This is a genomic window from Rathayibacter sp. Leaf296 (genome assembly GCF_001423045.1).
Taxonomy (GTDB): Bacteria; Actinomycetota; Actinomycetes; order Actinomycetales; family Microbacteriaceae; genus Rathayibacter; species Rathayibacter caricis.
The window spans coordinates 776660-795290 of sequence record NZ_LMNR01000002.1; the positions used below are offsets into that span (position 1 = coordinate 776660).

Consider the following 18631-nt stretch of genomic DNA (forward strand, 5'->3'; position numbering starts at 1 on the left):
ACCGCCCGCTCAGCGCCGCGCGCGGAAGAAGTCGAGCAGCAGCCGCGAGCTCTCCGGGGCGCGGAGCCCCGGGTACACCTCGGTCGTCCAGGTGTGCCGCCGATCGCGGAGGAGGTCGTGCAGCGAGCCCACCGCCCCCGCCTTCTCGTCCCACGCCCCGAACATGACGCGGTCGAGGCGAGCGGCCAGGATCGCTCCCGCGCACATCACGCACGGCTCGAGCGTCACGACGAGCGTGCAGCCCGTGAGCTGCCAGTCGCCCAGGGCGGCCGCCGCGTCGCGCAGCGCCACCACCTCGGCGTGCGCGGTCGGATCGGTGCGCAGCTCGCGCTCGTTGCGCCCGCGCCCGACGACGCGGCCGTCGGAGTCGACCACCACGGCGCCGACCGGCACGTCGCCCCAGCCCGCGGCGCGCCGGGCCTCGTCGAGCGCGAGGCCCATCCACTCGTCGGCGGCGGAGGGGAGGCGCAGGTCGCTGTCGCGCATCGCGCCCCCTCGTGCCCGCGTCCGGTCCGGCCGCGCTCGGACCGGGAAGTAGATTGAGCTTATGCGCGTCCACGTAGCCGACCACCCGCTGATCACGCACAAGCTCACCGTGCTGCGCGACAAGCGCACCCCCTCCCCCACCTTCCGGCAGCTCGCCGAGGAGCTGATGACCCTGCTCGCCTACGAGGCGACGCGCGGCGTCCGCACCAGGACCGTGACGATCGAGACCCCCGTCACGCAGACCACCGGACTCGCGCTCAGCGACCCGCAGCCGCTCGTGGTCCCGATCCTCCGTGCGGGCCTCGGCATGCTCGAGGGCATGGTCAAGCTGATCCCGACCGCCGAGGTCGGCTTCCTCGGCATGGCGCGCAACGAGGAGACGCTCGAGCCCACCACCTACGCCGAGCGCCTGCCCGACGACCTCTCGAACCGCCAGTGCTTCGTCCTGGACCCGATGCTCGCGACCGGAGGGTCGCTCATCGCCGCGATCAGGTTCCTCTTCGACCGCGGAGCCGTCGACGTCACGGCCGTCTGCCTGCTCGCCGCACCCGAGGGCCTCGCCGCCGTCGAGAAGGCGTTCGAGGGTCGCGAGGTGACCATCGTCCTGGGCGCGCTCGACGACCACCTGAACGAGCTCGGCTACATCGTGCCCGGCCTGGGCGACGCCGGCGACCGCCTCTACGGCCTCGCGGGCTGACCGTCCCCCCTCCGGGTGCCGCGACGCGCCCGGAGGAGCCGATCCCGCGCCGGATCCTGGACGCAGACCCGAAATCTGTTGACTCGGTCCGTCACAGTCCGCTTTACTGTCCCCCATGACTGACAACGCGCTCGCCCTGACCTCCCTTGAGGCCATCGGGGATGCCGGCATGATGATGGCCGGCGGCCTCGTCATGTGTTGTCGAATGTGTGCGTGAGGCACTGACCTCGCCGGGTTCCCGCACAGCCTCCGCCCTCCGATCCTCCTGACCGGGCTCCACGCCCCGTCCGATCGGCTCGGCGTCGCAGGCGCGGCGAACCCCTCGGATGCACTCCATCCGACCCAGCCGGCCCGCACCACGCGGCCGCCGGCACCGCAGCGCACACCCGGATCCGCTCTCCCGGACACTCGTCCCGGATCCGACCAGCCCCAAGGATTCGCCATGTCCCTCCTCCACGCCCGCACCGTCCCCGCTCCCGCCGCGCACGAGGCCCCCCGCCTCCAGGCCGCTCCCGAGAGCACCCCGACCACCCCCCGCCTCCGCGCCGTGCCCCAGGGCACCGAGGCCCGCGGCTTCGCCCTCTACGTCGGCATCGACGAGGCCAAGGCCCGCGCCGCCGGAGTCGACCTCGGCCGCCTCGTCGAGCAGCTCAAGCGCGTCACCGCGCTCCTCGCCCCCGACGCCGAGACCTACGCCTCCGTCGCCCTCGCCCCCCAGGGCGCCGGCGGCCGCGACGTGGACGTCGTCCGCCTCGCCCTCCAGGACCCGGCCGCCGTCGCCAAGCGCCGCGCCGACGCCGAGCCCGACCTCGACCGCGCACCCGGCGGAGTCGTCATCGACATCTCCCGCAAGCGCGTCATCCTCGACGACGAGACCACCGCCCTCACCTACAAGGAGTTCGAGCTGCTGCAGTACCTCGTCCTCCGCGAGGGCCGCACCATCGAGCGCGCCGAGCTCATCGCCTCCCTCTGGGGAGCCGCCGACGACGACGCCCCCAACGAGCGCACCATCGACGTCCACGTCCGCCGCCTCCGCGCCAAGCTCGGCCGCTACGAGGACATCGTCCGCACCGTCCGCGGCGTCGGCTACCGCTTCGACCGCCACGCCGACGTCGCCATCCGGTACGCGTCCACGCCGAGCCCTGATCTCTTCTGATCGAGGAGCGCAAGCGCTCCTCGATCCGCGGTCGGCTTCGCGACGGGTCGCGTTCCGCAGAGCGAGGTGCGTTCGGCTCGCTCGAAACGCTCGCACGCGTTTCTCGCCCATCGCCTTCTAGACGGGCGGCTGGTCGAGGCGCGAAGTCTGCGGTGCGGCTTCGCCGGCACGGTCCGGACGAGGTGCGGCTTCGCCGGCACCGTGCGACGGACGTCCGGTCTCACCGGCGGCCTCCTCGGACGGGAGGCTTGTGGACGGCCTGCTCCGGAGGTCCGAAGCGCTCTCTCGCGGGGACTCGATCGCCTCGGTGCCGGGAGCAGGCGCGCCGTCAGAAGCCGTCCCCAGGAGCGGGGCGGGGGTGGTCGAGGGCTCCGGACGGAGGAGGTCGGGCGCGCGTTCCGGTGGGGGTCGGCGGGCGGATGCGGGGCTCAGGGAAGTGTCAGGAAATGGGCTCTTGCGACGTTATCGATCCGTTATATAGTTCAAGAGCGTTAGTCGTTTGCTGTGGCGGCGAAGCGCGAATGTGATTGCAGGACACTCTTGGTGCAAGGGAATGAAGGCCGGCCGCTCGCCTCAGCGGCCGGCCTTCTGTCGTTCCGGAGCGGTGCCTCCGAGACGCGGGCGCGGGCGCCGTACCGATCGCGCAGTCGCGCTCCCCGCGAGCGGGCGACCCCGTATCCTGGGCACGACGGAGGAGGTCCGGTGGGTTCGAGACGCGCTGTCGCCGCCTGGGAGGCGCTGTTCCGCGCTCAGGTGCACGTGATGCGGGCGCTCAGCAGCGAGTTCCCCTCCAAGGAGATCTCGCTCAACGAGTACGACGTGCTCTTCAACCTGACCCGGCAGCCCGAGCGCCGCGCCCGGCTGCGCGACCTCAACAAGCACGTGCTGCTCACCCAGCCCAGCGTCAGCCGCCTGATCGACCGGCTCGTGAGCCGCGGCTACGTCAGCAAGAGCGAGGATCCGAACGACGCCCGGGGCACGGTCATCGCGATCACCGACGAGGGCTACGACCTGTTCCGCGCCGTCGCGCTCCGCCACATGACGACGATCTCGCAGCACGTCGGCGACGCACTCGACGACGACGAGCTCGCGCAGCTGACGGCACTCTGCGACAAGCTCCGCGCCGGCGTCGCCTCCGCCTGACCCCCGCACCGGGAACAGCGCGCGGGCCGCTCCTCCCCAGGCGCGCTCGCCGCTAGCACTCCGCGGACGGCGCGGCCAGCACTTCGCGGTGCGGTCGGCCTCGCGGATCATGGAGGGACCATGAGCACCTCCTCCCCGACCCTCGTCTGGCTCCGCGACGACCTCCGCCTGGCCGACAACCCCGCGCTGCGTGCGGCGATCGATCGCGGCGCCCCGATCGCGGTCTGCTACGTGCTCGATGACGAGTCGCCGGGCATCCGACCGCTGGGCGGCGCTGCCCGCTGGTGGCTGCACGGCAGCCTCAGCGCGCTGCGCGACGACCTCTCCGCGATCGGCGGAACGCTGATCCTGCGCCGCGGACCCGCGGAGGCCGTGATCCTGCAGCTCGCCGAGGAGCTCGGTGCCGGCGCCGTGCACTGGAACCGGCGGTACGGCGGCGCGGAGCGCGCGGTGGACACCGCGGTGAAGGAGGGGCTCCGCTCGCGCGGCACCGAGGCCGAGAGCCACCAGGGATCGCTCCTGTTCGAGCCGTGGACCGTGCAGACCGGCGGCGGCGGCCCCTACTCCGTCTACACCCCGTTCGCCCGCGCCTGCAAGAAGAAGGAGGCGCCCCGCGCGCCGCTCCTCCGGTCGCGCTCGATCGACGGAGTCTCCTCCGCTGTCGAGTCCGACCGGCTCGACGACTGGGGCCTGCTCCCGACCCGTCCCGACTGGGCCGGCGGGCTCCGCGAGCGCTGGGTGCCGGGCGAGAAGGCCGCGGCCGATCGGTTGCGGGCCTTCATCGCCGAGCAGCTCGACGACTACTCCGACGGCCGCGACCGACCCGCCGACGATGCCACCTCGAACCTCTCGGCGCACCTGCGCTGGGGCGAGATCAGCCCGTTCCAGGTGTGGCAGGCCGTCGTGGAGTCGCGCGGCGACGGGCCGCACCACGAGCAGGGGCGCGAGCGCTTCGCCTCGGAGGTGCTGTGGCGGGAGTTCTGCTACCACCTGCTGTTCCACTGGCCCGATCTCGCGACGGCCAACTTCGACACCCGCTTCGACCGCTTCCCCTGGGCGCACGCCACGCAGCACGACATCGACGCCTGGCATCGGGGCCGCACCGGCTATCCGCTCGTGGACGCCGGCATGCGCGAGCTCTGGCGGACGGGCTACATGCACAACCGCGTCCGGATGGTCACGGCCTCGTTCCTGATCAAGAACATGCTCGTCGACTGGCGCGTGGGCGAGGAGTGGTTCTGGGACACGCTCGTCGACGCGGATCCCGCGAGCAACGCGGCGAACTGGCAGTGGGTCGCCGGGTCCGGTGCCGACGCGTCTCCGTTCTTCCGCGTCTTCAACCCCGTGACGCAGTCGCACAAGTTCGATCCCGCCGGCGACTACCTGCGGAAGAACGTGCCCGAGCTGGCCTCCGTCGAGGGCTCAGCGATCCACGAGCCGTGGACGCTCGCCGAGACCCTCACCCCGGAGGGCGAGGACTACCCGGCGCCGATCCTCGACCTCAAGGAGACGCGGGCGCACGCGCTCGACGCCTTCGCGCGGATCAAGAGCTCGCCGCGGAGCATCGCGCACCCCTCGGACGACTGAGCGGCGGCCCCGCGACGGGTCAGATGTACATCGCGGGATCGATGAAGAACGCCGGGTCGGCCACCGACTCCTCGGCGCGGCCGAGTGCACGGAGGTCGCGGGCCGGGATCCCGACCAGCACCGCTCCGTCGCCCGCGTCCTTCACGACGACCGCGTTGGCGCCGACGCTCACGTCGGAGCCGAGGACGATCGGCCCGAGCACGACCGATCCCGCGCCCAGCACGACCCGGTCGCCGATCGACGGGTGCCGGCGCTCGCGCCGGGTCGAGCGCCCGCCGAGCGTGACTCCGTGGTACAGCAGGCAGTCGTCGCCGATGCGCGCCGTCTCGCCGATCACCACTCCCATGCCGTGGTCGATGAAGAGGCGGCGGCCGATCACCGCGCCCGGATGGATCTCGACCCCCGTCATCGCCCGCGCCAGCTGCGACAGCAGTCGCGCCGGCAGGCGGAGGCCGCGCCGCCACCAGCGGTGCGCGACGCGGTGCGCCCAGACGGCGTGGAGACCCGGGTACGAGAGCAGCACCTCGAGCGAGCTGCGCGCGGCGGGATCGCGCACTCGGGCGCTTCGCACGTCCTCCCGGAGCCGGCCCAGCACTCCGGGGCGGGATGCCGAGGGGCTCAGCTGCGGAGGTCCTCGTACAGAACGGTCGAGATGTACCGCTCGCCGAAGTCGCACACGATGGCGACGATCGTCTTCCCCGCGTTCTCGGGCCGCTTCGCGACCTCGAGCGCCGCCCACATGATCGAGCCGGAGGAGATGCCGCCGAGGATGCCCTCCTGCGCCGCCATCTCGCGGGCGACCCGGACCGAGTCGTCGAGGGTGACGTCGATGATCTCGTCGTAGACGTCGCGGTCGAGGTTCGCCGGGACGAAGTTCGCTCCGATGCCCTGGATCTTGTGCGGACCGGCGGTGCCCTGCGTCAGCAGCGGCGAGTCGATGGGCTCGACGCCGATGATCTGCACGCCGGGCTTGCGCTCCTTGAGGACCTGGCCGACGCCGGTGATCGTGCCGCCCGTGCCGATGCCGGCGACGAACACGTCGACCTGGCCGTCGGTGTCGTTCCAGATCTCCTCGGCGGTGGTGCGGCGGTGCACCTCGGGGTTCGCGGCGTTCTCGAACTGGCGCGCGAGGATCGCCCCGGGCGTCTCGGCCACGATCGCCTGAGCGCGCTCGACCGCGCCGCGCATGCCCTCGCCGCCCGGGGTGAGCACGATCTCGGCCCCGTAGGCGCGCAGCAGGACCCGACGCTCGACCGACATGGTCTCGGGCATCGTCAGGATCACCCTGTAGCCGCGCGCTGCGCCGACGAGCGCCAGGGCGATGCCCGTGTTGCCGCTCGTCCCCTCGACGATGGTGCCGCCCGGCGGCAGCTCGCCCGAGGCCTCGGCCGCGTCGACGATCGCGACTCCGATGCGGTCCTTCACGCTGTTCGCCGGGTTGTAGAACTCGAGCTTCGCGAGCACCGTGGCGCTCTCGGCGCCCGAGAGGCGGTTGATGCGGACGAGCGGGGTGTTGCCGACGAGCTGCGTCACGTCGTCGTGGATGCGTGCCATGGTGTGTGCTTCCTGCCGGGAGGGGCCGTCCCGGGGCCCCGGGGCCGGCGCTGGTGCCGAGTGGTGCTGGGTCGAGGTGCTGATGCGGGCTCACGAGGGCCCGCACCCCTCAACGATACGGATGCATCGGCTCGGAGGAAGCCCCGTGACGCCGCGCCGCTCCTCCGAGCCGAACACGCCGCTACCAGCCCGGAGCATCCGCTGTACATCCCCCGCCAGAGCGGATGTCGTCCTGTCGGAGGACCCCTGCGCGAGGGGTGGGTCACGTACCATTCTCACGGGGGACATCGCGCGACGGTCGCGAGGCTCCGCGCCGCCCGTCCCCCTCCGAAGACCGCGGTCCGCCGCGCCGAAAGGACCTCCGCTCCATGGCTCTCCCCACCGCGTCCCGCCGCTCCGACAGGCCGCTCGGGATGTCGTTGAGGGCCGTGGTGGGGTTCATCGGCATGAGCGTGGTCGCCGGGGTCCTGATCACGGTCGGGGTGACCCCCGCGCTCGCGCTGACCGGTCTCGCGACGACGAACACGATCGGGCTGTTCCAGAACCTGCCCGGCTACCTCGACGTCGGCCAGACCATGCAGCGCACCAACATCTTCGCGGGCGACGGCACCACGCTCCTCGCGTCCGTCTACGACCAGAACCGCGTCGAGGTCGGCTGGGACGAGGTGGCGCAGACCGCCAAGGACGCCGCCGTGGCCGGTGAGGACCCGCGCTTCTACGAGCACGGCGGGATCGACGTCCAGGGCACCCTGCGCGCCCTCGCGGTGACCCTCTCGGGCGACGACCTCCAGGGCGGCTCGTCGATCACCCAGCAGTACGTCAAGAACGTGCTGGTGCAGAAGGCGGAGTCGATCGCCGACGAGGCCGAGCGCGCCGCGGCGTACAAGGTCGCCACCGCGCCGACCCCGGAGCGCAAGCTCAAGGAGATGCGCCTCGCGATCGGCCTCGAGAAGGAGTACTCGAAGGACGACATCCTCCTCGGCTACCTCAACATCGCCCTCTTCGGCGGCACCGTCTACGGCATCGAGGCCGCCGCGAACTACTACTACGGCATCCCGGCGAGCCAGCTCTCGACCTCGCAGGCGGCGGCGCTGCTCGCGATCGTCAACAACCCCGAGAAGTTCCGGTTCGACAACCCCGCGAGCGAGTCGAACGGCGCCGCGAACGGCTACGCCGCCACCAAGGAGCGCCGCGACTACATCCTCGGCGAGGAGCTGAAGTACGGGAAGATCGACCGGGCGACCTACGACGCCGCGATCGCGGAGCCGATCACGCCGACCATCACGCAGCCCTCCACCGGCTGCACCACGGCCGGCAACGCCGCGTACTTCTGCGACTACGTGCTCAACGTGCTGCGCAGCGACGAGGTCTTCGGAGCGACCGACGACGAGCGCTACGCGAAGATCCGCCGCGGCGGCTACGACGTCGTCACGACGCTCGACCTCGACATCCAGCAGGTCTCGCAGGCCGCTCTGAACGCCTACGTGCCGCAGACCGACCCGCGCTTCGAGGTGGGAGCGACCGCCTCGAGCGTCGAGGCCCGCACCGGCCGCGTGCTCTCGATGGTCCAGAACACCGTCTACAGCCAGGACCCCGAGGTCCTGGCCGCCTCGCCCGGCACGAGCGCCGTCAACCTCAACGTCGACGAGGCGATGAGCGGCAGCCGCGGGGTCCAGACCGGGTCCACGTACAAGGTGTTCACTCTGGCCAACTGGCTGACCGCCGGCCACACCCTCAACGAGAGCTTTCCCTCCCCGACCTCCGGCTTCCGCAGCTACCCCCAGAAGTGCAACATCGCCGAGGACGGGGTCACGTTCCCCTCCCCCTTCTACCGCCCGAAGAACGACGCCCCCTCCGATAACCGCGAGTCGATGAGCGCCGTCACCGCGACGCAGGGGTCGATCAACACGGGCTTCATGGGCATGGCCCACCAGCTCGACCTCTGCGACATCCGATCGACCGCGGAGGCGTTCGGCATGCACACCGCGACGAACACCGAGCTGTGGTCGACCCCGTCCACCGTGCTGGGGACCAACACCATCGCCCCGCTGACGGTCGCGGGCGCCTACGCGGGGATCGCCAACGACGGGGTCGCGTGCGACCCGATCGTGATCGACCGCATCACGGGCGCCGACGGCGCCCCCGTGGCCGTGCCCGCGGCGGACTGCGCCCCGGCGGTCTCCGCCGAGGTCGCGCACGGCATGCAGTACGCGATGCAGCGCGTCATGACCTCCGGCACCGGAGTGTCCTCGAACCCGAACGACGGCATCGAGCACATCGGCAAGACGGGGACGACCGACGACGCGGCCGACGTGTGGACCGCCGGCGCAAGCCGCTCCGCCTCCCTCGCCGTGTGGGTCGGCAGCATCAACGGCTTCGACAACGGCAAGAAGGCCAACCTCCGGCAGGTGCGCATCACGGGCAACGAGGGCACCATCCAGGCGGCCTCCGCACGGCACGCCATCTTCCGCCCGATCATGACCGCGCTCGACTCCAAGTACGGCGGAGACGACTTCATCGACCCGCCGTCCTCGATGCTGGGCTACTCCACCCGCGCCTCGTCGGTCACCGAGGTCCCGGACGTGACCGGCGCCACGGTCGCGGAGGCGACCGCGACCCTCCAGGCCGCCGGCTTCACCGCGGGCCACCAGGAGATCGTCGACTCGACGACCGTCCCCGCCGGATCGGTCGTGTGGACGACCCCCAGCGCCGGCATGGACGCGGTCGACGGAGCGGTGATCCCCCTGCAGATCAGCTCGGGCGAGGTCCCCGCCAACACGGGCGACGTCGGCGACGTGAACGGCGACCTGGTCTTCGACTGATCCGGGCGGGCGCGCTCCGTCGAGCGCAGCGCGCCTCCCCGAGCCGCTCCGGCACCTCGCCTACAGTGCTGGTGCAGCGAGAGGAACGATCCTGAAGCGACCCAACGTCCCCGTCTTCCAGCCCCGTCGAACCGTCCACGGAGCCCTCGGAGCGCTGTTCGGATTCGTCATCGTCAGCGTCCTCGCCGGCCTGCTCGCCACGCTCGTGGTCGCGCCGGCGGTCGCTCTGACGGGCGCTGCGACCTCGAGCACGATCTCGGCGTTCCAGTCGCTCCCGAGCTCCCTCGAGATCGGCGCGCTGATGCAGAAGACGGACGTCTACGCGGGCGACCCCGAGGACCCGACGCTCCTCGCGTCCTTCTACGACCAGAACCGCATCGAGGTCTCGGCCGACCAGATCGCGCAGCCGGTCGAGGACGCGGTCGTGGCCAGCGAGGACCCCCGGTTCTTCGACCACGGCGGGATCGACGTGCCCGGCACTCTGCGCGCGATCGCGAGCACGTACATCCTGGACCGCGACACGCAGGGCGGCTCCTCGATCACGCAGCAGTACGTGAAGAACGTGCTCGTGCAGCAGGCGGAGTCGATCGGCGACGAGGAGCGGCGCGAGGCCGCCTACGCCGAGGCGACCGCCACGACGCCCGAGCGCAAGCTCAAGGAGATCCGCCTCGCGATCGGTCTCGAGAAGGAGTACTCGAAGGACGACATCCTCCTCGGCTACCTCAACATCGCCCTCTTCGGAGGCACCGTCTACGGCATCGAGGCCGCCGCGAACTACTACTACGACGTCAGCGCCGCCGACCTCACGGTCGCCCAGTCGGCAGCCCTGCTCGCGATCGTGAACAACCCCGAGAAGTTCCGCTTCGACCGTCCCGACGACCCCGCCAACGGGGAGGCGAACGGCTACGCGCAGACCACGAGCCGCCGCGACTACATCCTCGACCGGATGCTCGAGTACGGCAGCATCGGCACCGCCGAGCACGACGCCGCGGTGGCCGCTCCGATCGCGCCGACGATCACTCCGCCGTCCACGGGCTGCCGGACCGCCGGCAGCGCCGCCTACTTCTGCGACTACGTGTCGCACATGCTCCGCGACGACCCCGCGCTCGGCGACACGGACGACGAGCGCTACGCGGCCGTGAAGCGCGGCGGGCTGAAGGTCTACACGACCATCGACCTCGACCTGCAGGCGACGGCGCAGGAGCTGCTCGACGCGCAGGTCCCCTCCTCCGACCCCCGCTTCGACGTCGGAGCGACGGCGGTCGCCGTCCAGGCGGGCACCGGCAAGGTCCTCTCGATGGTCCAGAACAAGCGCTACAGCCAGGATCCGGAGGTGATCGCCAGCGGTCCCGAGTACTCGGCGATCAACCTCAACGTCGACGCGTCGGCCGGCGGCGGCAACGGCTTCCAGACGGGCTCGGCGTACAAGGTGTTCACGCTGGCGAACTGGCTCGACACCGGGCACACCCTGCTCGAGCAGTTCGATGCGAAGCAGAAGAACTGGACCGGTTTCACCGACAGCTGCAACGGCACCCAGGACTACGCCTCCTACAACCCCAAGAACGCCGGGGACGGCGGCTACTCCGACACCGGGACCGCTCTGGACTCGACGGTCTACTCGCTCAACACCGGCTTCACCGGCATGGCCCACCTGCTCGACCTCTGCGAGATCCGGAAGACGGCGGAGGCGTTCGGCATCCACCGCGCCGACGGGAACCCGCTCAGCCAGAGCGCCGCCTCGGTCCTCGGGACGAACGAGATCGCGCCGCTCTCGATGGCCGTCGCCTACGCGGGAATCGCGAACGACGGCACCACCTGCACCCCGGTCGTGATCGAGTCGATCACCGGCCCCGACGGCGAGGAGATCGAGCCCGTCGCCCCCTCCTGCACCCGGTCGGTCCCGACCGACGTCGCGCGCGGGATGCAGTACGCGATGCTCGACGTGACGGCGAGGGGCACCGGTGTGGTCGCCGATCCCCGCGACGGCGTCCCGCACATCACCAAGACCGGCACCACGGACAACGCGGCCGACACCTGGACGCTCGGCTCGTCCACCACGACGTCGCTCGCCGTCTGGGTCGGCAGCATCTCGGCCCGCGACGACGGCAGCCGGATCGATCTCGACTCCGTCTCGTTCGACAGCGGACCCGCTGCCGGAGCACGCCACCGGGTGTGGAAGCCGCTGATGACCGCGATCGACTCGCGGTACGGCGGCTCCGACTTCGGTCAGGCCGATCCGGACATGATCACCGCCCCGCAGGTCGCCGTGCCGGACGTGGCGGGCCGGAGCCTCGAGAGCGCGACGCGCGTGCTCACCGAGGCCGGGTTCACGGTCGGAGCGACCTCGCAGGTCGACTCCGCTCTGCCGCTGAGCACGGTGGTGGGCACCGACCCTCCGGCGGGGTCGAGCGCGGTGAAGGGCTCGGTGATCGGGATCCGGATCAGCACGGGGACCCCGCCGCCCGATCCGGCCGCTCCCCCGGCGCCGCCGGCCGGGCCCGCGGTCTGAGCGGACGCTACTCGCCGGCGCCCGCCGCCGGCAGGGAACTCGCGCCTGCGCGACGGCGGCCGGGCATGGCCAGCAGGAGCACGGCGGCGACGAGCACCGCCACTCCGACGACCGCGTCGGGCGTGAGGAGCTCGCCGAGCAGCGCGACGCCCAGGAGGGTCGCCGTCGCGGGCTCGACGAGGGTCAGGGTCGACACGGTCGCGGCGGGCAGGACCCGGAGGCCCCGCGCGAAGAAGGTGTAGGCGATCGCCACCGTCACGACGCCGAGCCAGAGGACGGCGGGGAGCGCCGGGCCCAGCCTGCTCGCATCGCGCGCGAGCAGCACCGGCAGCGAGAGCAGCGCGGCGACCCCGAATTGCGACCCCATCGCCGCCGCGGGCGTGAACCCGCGCTCGAGCAGCAGCTTGCCGCAGACGGCGTAGAGGGCGTAGGAGGCGCCCGCGCCGGCGGAGCCGAGCAGCCCCGGCACGGAGACGCCCGCGGATCCGCCGCCCGTGACGAGTCCGGCGAGCAGCACCACGCCGACCGCCGCGAGCGCCGTCGACGCGAACCAGCGTGCGCTGGGCGCGGTGCGCAGCACGAGCCACTCGAGCAGCCCGGTGAACGCCGGCGCCGAGCCCAGCGCCACGATCGTGCCGACGGCCACTCCGTTCTCGGCCGTGCCGGTGAAGAAGGCGGGCTGGTAGGCCGCGACTCCCCCGGCCCCGAGCAGCACGAGGACGAGCACCGCTGCGGAGGGGCGCGCGACGCGGCGCGACCGGACGGTCTCGACGCCGAGGAGCAGGGCGAGCAGCGCGCCGCCGAGGACGATGCGCGCGGCTCCGAGGAGGAGCGGATCGACGCCGCCCGCTCCCAGGGCCTGAGCGGTGCCGGTGGTGCCGAAGCAGACGGCGGCGAGGACCACGGCGCCGATCGCCGGCAGACGCGCGTTCATCCGGTCCCCGATCCCGCACCGGTCGGCGCGCCGCACCAGTCTTCCAGGACGCGCGCCCGCGACCCGACTCGCGCCCGGCGCCGCCCGTTCCGTCGTTTCCCAGGATCCCGTCGAGCGAGCGGCGGAGGATGAGGGGTAGCGTCGACGCCGTCGGCAGGAGAGGCGGGGTCATGGGCATCGCGGAGCCGTTCGACGTCGAGAGCTACAGCAGGAGCGCCCACGGCAGTCTGCGTGAGGACTTCTCGATCCGGGAGTTCGAGGACGTCCCGCTCGACCGCGAGGCGATCGTCGCGACCGCCTACCTCCGCGCGCTCGAGCACGCCGTGATCGCGCGCGTCCTGCCCGTCGCCCGGACGCACCCGGACGCCCGGGTCCGCGGCTTCGCGAGCGCCTGGGCCGTCGAGCGGCACCGCATCGCCGACGCGCTCGGCGACGTGCTGACCGCCTCGCCGCGCATCCGCGGCGTCGAGACGGCGCCTCCGGAGCCGGTCGCCGCTCCCTCGGCCCTGCGCGCCCGCGTCGCGCGGCTCCTGCCCGGACCGGTCGCGCTCGTGCTCGCGGTCGACTCCCACATCGCGCTGCACGCCTACCGCCGCCTCGCACGGCTCTCGCTGCACCCCGAGATGGAGCGCCTCGCGGAGGCCGTCACGGGGATCCTCGAGCGACACGCCGACTTCTTCGGCGAGCTCGCCGCCTCGCGTCTCGGGCGCCCGCTGCCCGGCCGGATCGCCGCCGCGACGCTGCTCTGGGCGCTCCGCCTCCCGATCGGCGAGGCCGAGCTGTCCGAGTCGCTGGCCCGCGAGGGCCGCGAGCTGGTCTTCGGGAGGGACGACGGCGGCCTCGATCGCATCGACGCGGCGGTCACCGGCGCGTTCTGCCTGCCCTGCACCGCCGCTCAGCGCCTCGGTCACCCGCACCGCGCGCCGTCGCTCCGCGCCGCCACCGCGGTCGGTCGCCGCGCGGCCGACGTCGTGCACGCGGTCCGCACCGCGCGCGAGGCCGCGGAGCAGGCCTCGCGCTGACGCCCGCGGGCAGCGCTGACGACCGCGCGGGTCAGCCCAGCAGCTCCCGCACGTCCTCGGCCGTGATGCCGCCGGCCGACGCCGCTCCGTCGTCCGACATGACCGCGGCGAACAGGGCGGCCTTGGCCTCCTTGAGCGCCATGACCTTCTCCTCGATCGTGTCCTTCGCGACGAGGCGGTAGACCATGACCGAGCGGGTCTGGCCGATGCGGTGCGCGCGGTCGACGGCCTGCGACTCCGTCGCGGGGTTCCACCACGGGTCGAGCAGGATGCAGTAGTCGGCCTCGGTGAGGTTGAGGCCGAAGCCGCCCGCCTTCAGCGAGATGAGGAACACGCCCGCCTCGCCCGAGCGGAAGCGGTCGATGACCTCGTCGCGCTTCTTCGTCGCTCCATCGAGGTAGGCGTACTCGATGCCCGCCCCGTCGAGACGGTCGCGCACGCGGCCGAGGAAGCGGGTGAACTGGCTGAAGACCAGCACGCGGTGGCCCTCGGAGAGCGCGTCGGCGAGCAGCTCGTCGAGCAGGTCGAGCTTGGTCGAGGGCACCGTGGCGTGCGCCTCGTCGACCAGTGCGGCGTCGAGCGCGACCTGGCGGAGCACGGTGAGCGCCCGGAAGATCGCGAAGCGGTTCTTCTCGAAGTCGCCGATCAGGCCGAGCACGCGCTGCCGCTCCCGGGCGAGGTAGGTGTCGTAGACCTTCCGCTGCCGCGCGCCGAGCTCGACCTCGATGGTCTGCTCCTGCTTGGGCGGCAGCTCCGTGGCGACGAGCTCCTTCGTGCGGCGCAGCATCAGCGGGCGGATGCGGCGGCGCAGCTGCGTGAGGCGCTCGGTGTCGGCCTCCCGCTCGATCGGCTTCTGGTAGTACTCGGCGAAGCCGGCCGGCGAGGGGAAGAGGCCCGGAGCCACGATGGAGAGCAGCGACCACAGCTCCATCACGTTGTTCTCCATCGGCGTGCCCGTGATGGCGAGCTTGAACGGCACGTCGAGGCGGCGGGCGAGCTGGTGCGTCGCCGACTGCCGGTTCTTCACGAACTGCGCCTCGTCGAGCATGAGGCCGGCCCACTGGATGCCCGCGTAGGACTCGTAGTCGAGGCGGAAGAGGGCGTAGGAGGTGACGACGAGCTCGGCCTCGCCGATCGTGCTCGTGAGGGCGCGGCGCTTCTTCTTCGACGTCTCGTCGATGCCGACGACCGTGAGCCCCGGCGCGAACCGCTTCGCCTCGCCGACCCAGTTGGGCACGACGCTCGTCGGCGCGACGACCAGGAACGGGCGCGGGGAGGTGCCCGCGTCGCCCGCGGCGGCCCGCTGCTCCTGCATCGCGCGGGCGACGAGGGCGAGCGACTGCACGGTCTTGCCCAGGCCCATGTCGTCGGCGAGGACGCCGCCGAGCTGGTTGTCGTAGAGGAACGACAGCCAGTCGTAGCCGAGCTGCTGGTACGGCCGGAGCTCGACCTGGAAGCCGTCGGGCAGGGGCCGCGACTCGAGCGCGCCCGTGGCGGTGAAGCCCGAGAGGCCCTCGACAGCGCGGCGCCACGCGGCGGCCTGCGCCTCGACGACGCCGAGCTCGACGAGCTCGTCCCACAGCGACGACTGGAAGCGGCTGATGCGGAGGGTCTCGCCCGGGTCGTCCGAGAGCTCGCGCGCCTCGGCGATCAGCTCGCGCAGCCGGCCGAAGCGCTCGTCGTCGAGGGCGAAGTACACGCCGCTGGGCAGCACCATGTATTCGTCGCCGCGGGCCAGGGCGAGGAAGATCTCGGCGAGCGGCACGGCCTCGTCGTTGACGGTGACCGAGATCTCGAGGTTGAACCAGTCGCGGCTGTCGGGCTGGGCCACCGTCTGCACGGCGACGACGGGCGCGGTCTCGGCCTCGCGGTACTCGACGCGCTCGCCGATCTCCTCGATCTCGACCGTGCCGAGCTCGCGGAGGCGCTCCACCTCGCCGGTGAGGAAGCCCACGGTGGCCATGCCGCGCAGGTCGAAGGTCGGGCGCAGCCGTCTGCTCGAGGGCGAGACGAGGGCGGGAGTCGCCTCGGGGTCGATGCCGGCCGCACCGAGCGAGTCGAGGATCCGCTGCTCCGCCTCGGGATCGCGGTAGCCGGTCTCGTCGTCCAGCCGCAGCGGCAGGCGCTCGGCGTCGCCGCCGCGGGCGCCCTCGACGCCGTAGCGCCACCACCACGAGCCGCGCAGGCCCGCGCCGTCGGTGTGCTCGAGCGTCAGGCCGAGGCGCGGCTCGGGCACCGCGGGCGCCTCGAAGGAGTCGTCGCGCGAGACGATCGCGAACAGGCGGTGCAGGCGCTGGTAGTGCTCGGTGAGGAACGCCGCCTCCTCCTGCGCCGGGATGCGGATGGGCTCGCGGCTCCAGAGGAACGTGCGGGCGGAGGAGAGCAGCGGAGCCGCGAACGGCACGAGGGTGACGGGGCGCGCCCGCAGCTCGTCGCCGGGCTCCCAGAGGTAGAGGCCGACCGCGGGGTCGCCGATGAAACCGAACTCCTCGGGCGCCGGGCTGTCGCCGATCGCGACGAGCGAGCGCAGCTCGAGGCCGGTCGACGTGCGGGTGACGTCGATGGAGGCGGTCGCGGTGGTGTCGAGGATCCGCAGCGGGGTCTGATCGCGGTCGCCCATGACCAGGCCGATGCCCGCGCGGACCGCGCCGTGCAGAGCGGCCCAGATGGCCTCGCTCCGGCAGCCGTCGAGGTAGAGCCAGGTGTCGGGCGAGTAGTAGCTCGACGCACTGTGCCCCGAGAGCAGCCCCTGGATCTCGCGGACGACGTCGATCTGGCGCTCGTCGTAGTCGTGGCTGTAGTGCAGGTAGCCGAGGTCGCGCCAGCTGGTGCCGGTGCGGACCCAGCGGTCGCGGTCGCCCATCCGCACCGGGCGCACGCCCAGTCGCGGGCGCGGCTCGGGCGGCGGCCGGTAGCTGTTGTAGCGGCCGGGCGGGCGCCGCACGGGCTCGCCGGGGAGGAGCTCGAACTGCAGGCCGAGCGGGATGCCGGAGCGCGACCGCTCCATGCCCGCGAGCAGCGGTGCCAGCGCGCTGCGCCACTCCGGGACCGCGTCGGCGCCGGTCTCGCCCGCGAAGGGGCCGGCGAGGCCGCCCTCGCGCTCGCGGCGCAGGGCCTCGACGAGCACCGCGGCGACGTGCTTGCACTCGTGCTTGACGGGGCAGCTGCAGGCGCCGCCGAGGAGGATCGAGCGGCCGGCGTCCTCGCGCAGCTGCACGCTGACGGCGTAGGGCGAGCGCCCGGATCCGCGGACCTGGCCGAAGAGGCGGGTGCGGCCGCCGAACCACTGCAGCTCGCCGACCCGGCCCTCGTCGGCGTAGACGGTGCCCTTCTCGAACGCGGCGGTGCCGACGAGAGCACGGATGTCCTGCTCGGAGAACGGCTCCTGCGCGGCGGTCTCCGGGGCCTCGACGGTCTCCTGCGGGGCGGGCGCGGCCGAGGGCTGCGCGTCGCTCGAAGGACTCCGGCGGGCCATGGACCTCACGCTCTCCGCGCTCCGATCGGAGCGCATCCGTCCATTCAACCCGATTCCGGAGCCGCTGCGAGCCGCGGGCCGGGATCCGTGGAGGCGCGGAGCCTGCCTACGATGGTCGGATGCCCCGTCTGGCCGTCGTCTCGGCGCACACCTCCCCCCTCGAGCAGCCGTCGACGGGGGACGCCGGCGGGATGAACGTGTACCTCGCGGCGGTGCTGCCGGAGCTCGCCCTGCGGGGCTGGGACGTGGTGGTGCTGACCCGCGGCGAGGAGTCGGGCCCGCTCGCTCCCGGCGTGGAGGTCGTGGGCGTGCCGGTCGGGGCGGGCGACAAGTACGCGCTGGCGGAGGCCGCTCCCGTGTTCGCGCGGGCCGCGGCGGGTGCGGACGTGGTGCACTCGCACTACTGGGTCTCGGGACTGGCGGGAGCGCTGACCGGGCTGCCGCACGTGCACTCGATGCACTCGAGCTCGCTGGCGAAGAACGCGCGCCTCGCCCCCGGTGACTCCCCCGAGCCCCCCGAGCGGATCGAGGCCGAGCGCTCCGTGCTCGCCTCGGCCGACGCCGTGGTGGTCGCGGGTGCGGCCGAGCGGGCGGACGTCGAGGGCGGCTACGGCGTCGATCCGTCGCGCGTCGTCGTCGTGCCTCCGGGGGTCGATCCGCGGTTCCGGCCCGGGGACGGCGAGCGCGCCGACGAGATCGTGCTCGTCGGCCGGGTCCAGCCCCTCAAGGGGCAGCTGCTCGCGGTGCAGGCGCTGGCCCGGATCCCGGTCGGCGAGCGGCCCCTCCTCCGGATCGTCGGCGGGCCCGCGCCCGGCCGCGAGGGGTACCTGGCGCAGGTGCAGGAGGCTGCCCGCGAGCTGGGCGTCGCCGCGAGCGTCCGCTTCGACGGAGTGGCCGACCGCGACGGGGTGGCGGAGCGGCTCCGGCGCGCCCGGCTGGCCCTGGTGCCGTCGGCCGCCGAGACGTTCGGGCTCATCGCGCTCGAGGCCGCGGCGTCGGGGACGCCCGTGCTCGCCCGCCGGACGACCGGGCTGGTCGACGCGGTGCGCGACGCGGGGAGCGGCGTGCTGATCGACTCCGCCGACCCGGGCGAGTGGGCCGAGCGGATCCGCGAGCTGCTGGCCGACCCCGACGAGCGGGAGCGGCTGGGCCGCGGCGGCGTCGCCTGGGCGGCGTCGCACAGCTGGGGCGCGGCGGCCGGGCAGCTCGACGCGCTGTACCGCGGGCTGATCCGCTAGGTCGTCCG

At 72.8% G+C, this 18631-nt stretch carries 13 protein-coding genes; 8 read left to right on the forward strand and 5 right to left on the reverse strand.

Annotated features, from left to right (window positions below; translation table 11 throughout):
* Nucleotides 1-9: 9 nt before the first annotated feature.
* Nucleotides 10-486: a nucleoside deaminase gene (locus ASF46_RS13885; protein ID WP_056868111.1), complete on the reverse strand. Its 477-nt coding sequence runs from the start codon at nucleotides 484-486 to the stop codon at nucleotides 10-12.
* A 61-nt stretch (nucleotides 487-547) separates the two neighbouring features.
* Here ASF46_RS13885 and upp point away from each other — a divergent pair, with 61 nt between their 5' ends.
* The 4 genes from upp (at nucleotide 548) to ASF46_RS13905 (ending at nucleotide 5069) form a co-directional block, all read left to right on the forward strand.
* Nucleotides 548-1183 carry a uracil phosphoribosyltransferase gene (gene upp, locus ASF46_RS13890; RefSeq protein ID WP_055790386.1) on the forward strand — a complete coding sequence of 212 codons (636 nt, stop codon included), beginning with the start codon at nucleotides 548-550 and terminating at the stop codon, nucleotides 1181-1183.
* A gap of 442 nt (nucleotides 1184-1625) precedes the next feature.
* Nucleotides 1626-2339: a winged helix-turn-helix domain-containing protein gene (locus ASF46_RS13895; protein ID WP_082485500.1), complete on the forward strand. Its 714-nt coding sequence runs from the start codon at nucleotides 1626-1628 to the stop codon at nucleotides 2337-2339.
* 762 nt (nucleotides 2340-3101) lie between these two features.
* Nucleotides 3102-3482, forward strand: a complete 381-nt coding sequence (locus ASF46_RS13900) for a MarR family winged helix-turn-helix transcriptional regulator (protein WP_082481348.1) — start codon at nucleotides 3102-3104, stop codon at nucleotides 3480-3482.
* 120 nt (nucleotides 3483-3602) lie between these two features.
* Nucleotides 3603-5069 (forward strand): cryptochrome/photolyase family protein, encoded by a 1467-nt coding sequence (locus tag ASF46_RS13905; RefSeq protein ID WP_056868112.1) that lies wholly within the window; start codon nucleotides 3603-3605, stop codon nucleotides 5067-5069.
* A 19-nt stretch (nucleotides 5070-5088) separates the two neighbouring features.
* On the opposite strand, the gene epsC is transcribed toward ASF46_RS13905, so the two are convergent.
* Both epsC and cysK read right to left on the reverse strand, forming a co-directional pair.
* Nucleotides 5089-5691, reverse strand: coding sequence for a serine O-acetyltransferase EpsC (epsC, locus tag ASF46_RS13910; protein ID WP_082485602.1), 603 nt, complete (start codon nucleotides 5689-5691; stop codon nucleotides 5089-5091).
* Nucleotides 5688-6623 carry a cysteine synthase A gene (gene cysK, locus ASF46_RS13915; RefSeq protein WP_056868114.1) on the reverse strand — a complete coding sequence of 312 codons (936 nt, stop codon included), beginning with the start codon at nucleotides 6621-6623 and terminating at the stop codon, nucleotides 5688-5690. Before cysK ends, epsC begins: the two co-directional genes overlap by 4 nt.
* A 368-nt stretch (nucleotides 6624-6991) precedes the next feature.
* Here cysK and ASF46_RS13920 point away from each other — a divergent pair, with 368 nt between their 5' ends.
* Both ASF46_RS13920 and ASF46_RS13925 read left to right on the forward strand, forming a co-directional pair.
* Complete coding sequence (locus ASF46_RS13920) at nucleotides 6992-9445, forward strand: penicillin-binding protein (RefSeq protein ID WP_162240184.1); 2454 nt, start codon at nucleotides 6992-6994, stop codon at nucleotides 9443-9445.
* A gap of 205 nt (nucleotides 9446-9650) precedes the next feature.
* The gene (locus tag ASF46_RS13925; protein WP_056868115.1) at nucleotides 9651-11954 is read left to right on the forward strand and encodes a penicillin-binding protein; all 2304 of its coding nucleotides are present in this window, start codon (nucleotides 9651-9653) and stop codon (nucleotides 11952-11954) included.
* 7 nt (nucleotides 11955-11961) lie between these two features.
* Here the strand turns inward: ASF46_RS13925 and ASF46_RS13930 are convergent, their stop codons facing one another.
* Nucleotides 11962-12888 (reverse strand): DMT family transporter, encoded by a 927-nt coding sequence (locus ASF46_RS13930; protein ID WP_056868603.1) that lies wholly within the window; start codon nucleotides 12886-12888, stop codon nucleotides 11962-11964.
* 170 nt (nucleotides 12889-13058) lie between these two features.
* On the opposite strand from ASF46_RS13930, the gene ASF46_RS13935 reads away from it, so the two are divergent.
* Nucleotides 13059-13910, forward strand: coding sequence for a hypothetical protein (locus tag ASF46_RS13935; RefSeq protein ID WP_056868116.1), 852 nt, complete (start codon nucleotides 13059-13061; stop codon nucleotides 13908-13910).
* Between the two features lie 31 nt (nucleotides 13911-13941).
* On the opposite strand, the gene ASF46_RS13940 is transcribed toward ASF46_RS13935, so the two are convergent.
* Nucleotides 13942-17385, reverse strand: a complete 3444-nt coding sequence (locus ASF46_RS13940) for a DEAD/DEAH box helicase (RefSeq protein WP_056868117.1) — start codon at nucleotides 17383-17385, stop codon at nucleotides 13942-13944.
* A 119-nt stretch (nucleotides 17386-17504) separates the two neighbouring features.
* On the opposite strand from ASF46_RS13940, the gene ASF46_RS13945 reads away from it, so the two are divergent.
* Entirely contained in the window at nucleotides 17505-18623 is a 1119-nt protein-coding gene (locus ASF46_RS13945) for a glycosyltransferase (protein ID WP_056868118.1), read from the forward strand.
* Nucleotides 18624-18631: the final 8 nt, after the last annotated feature.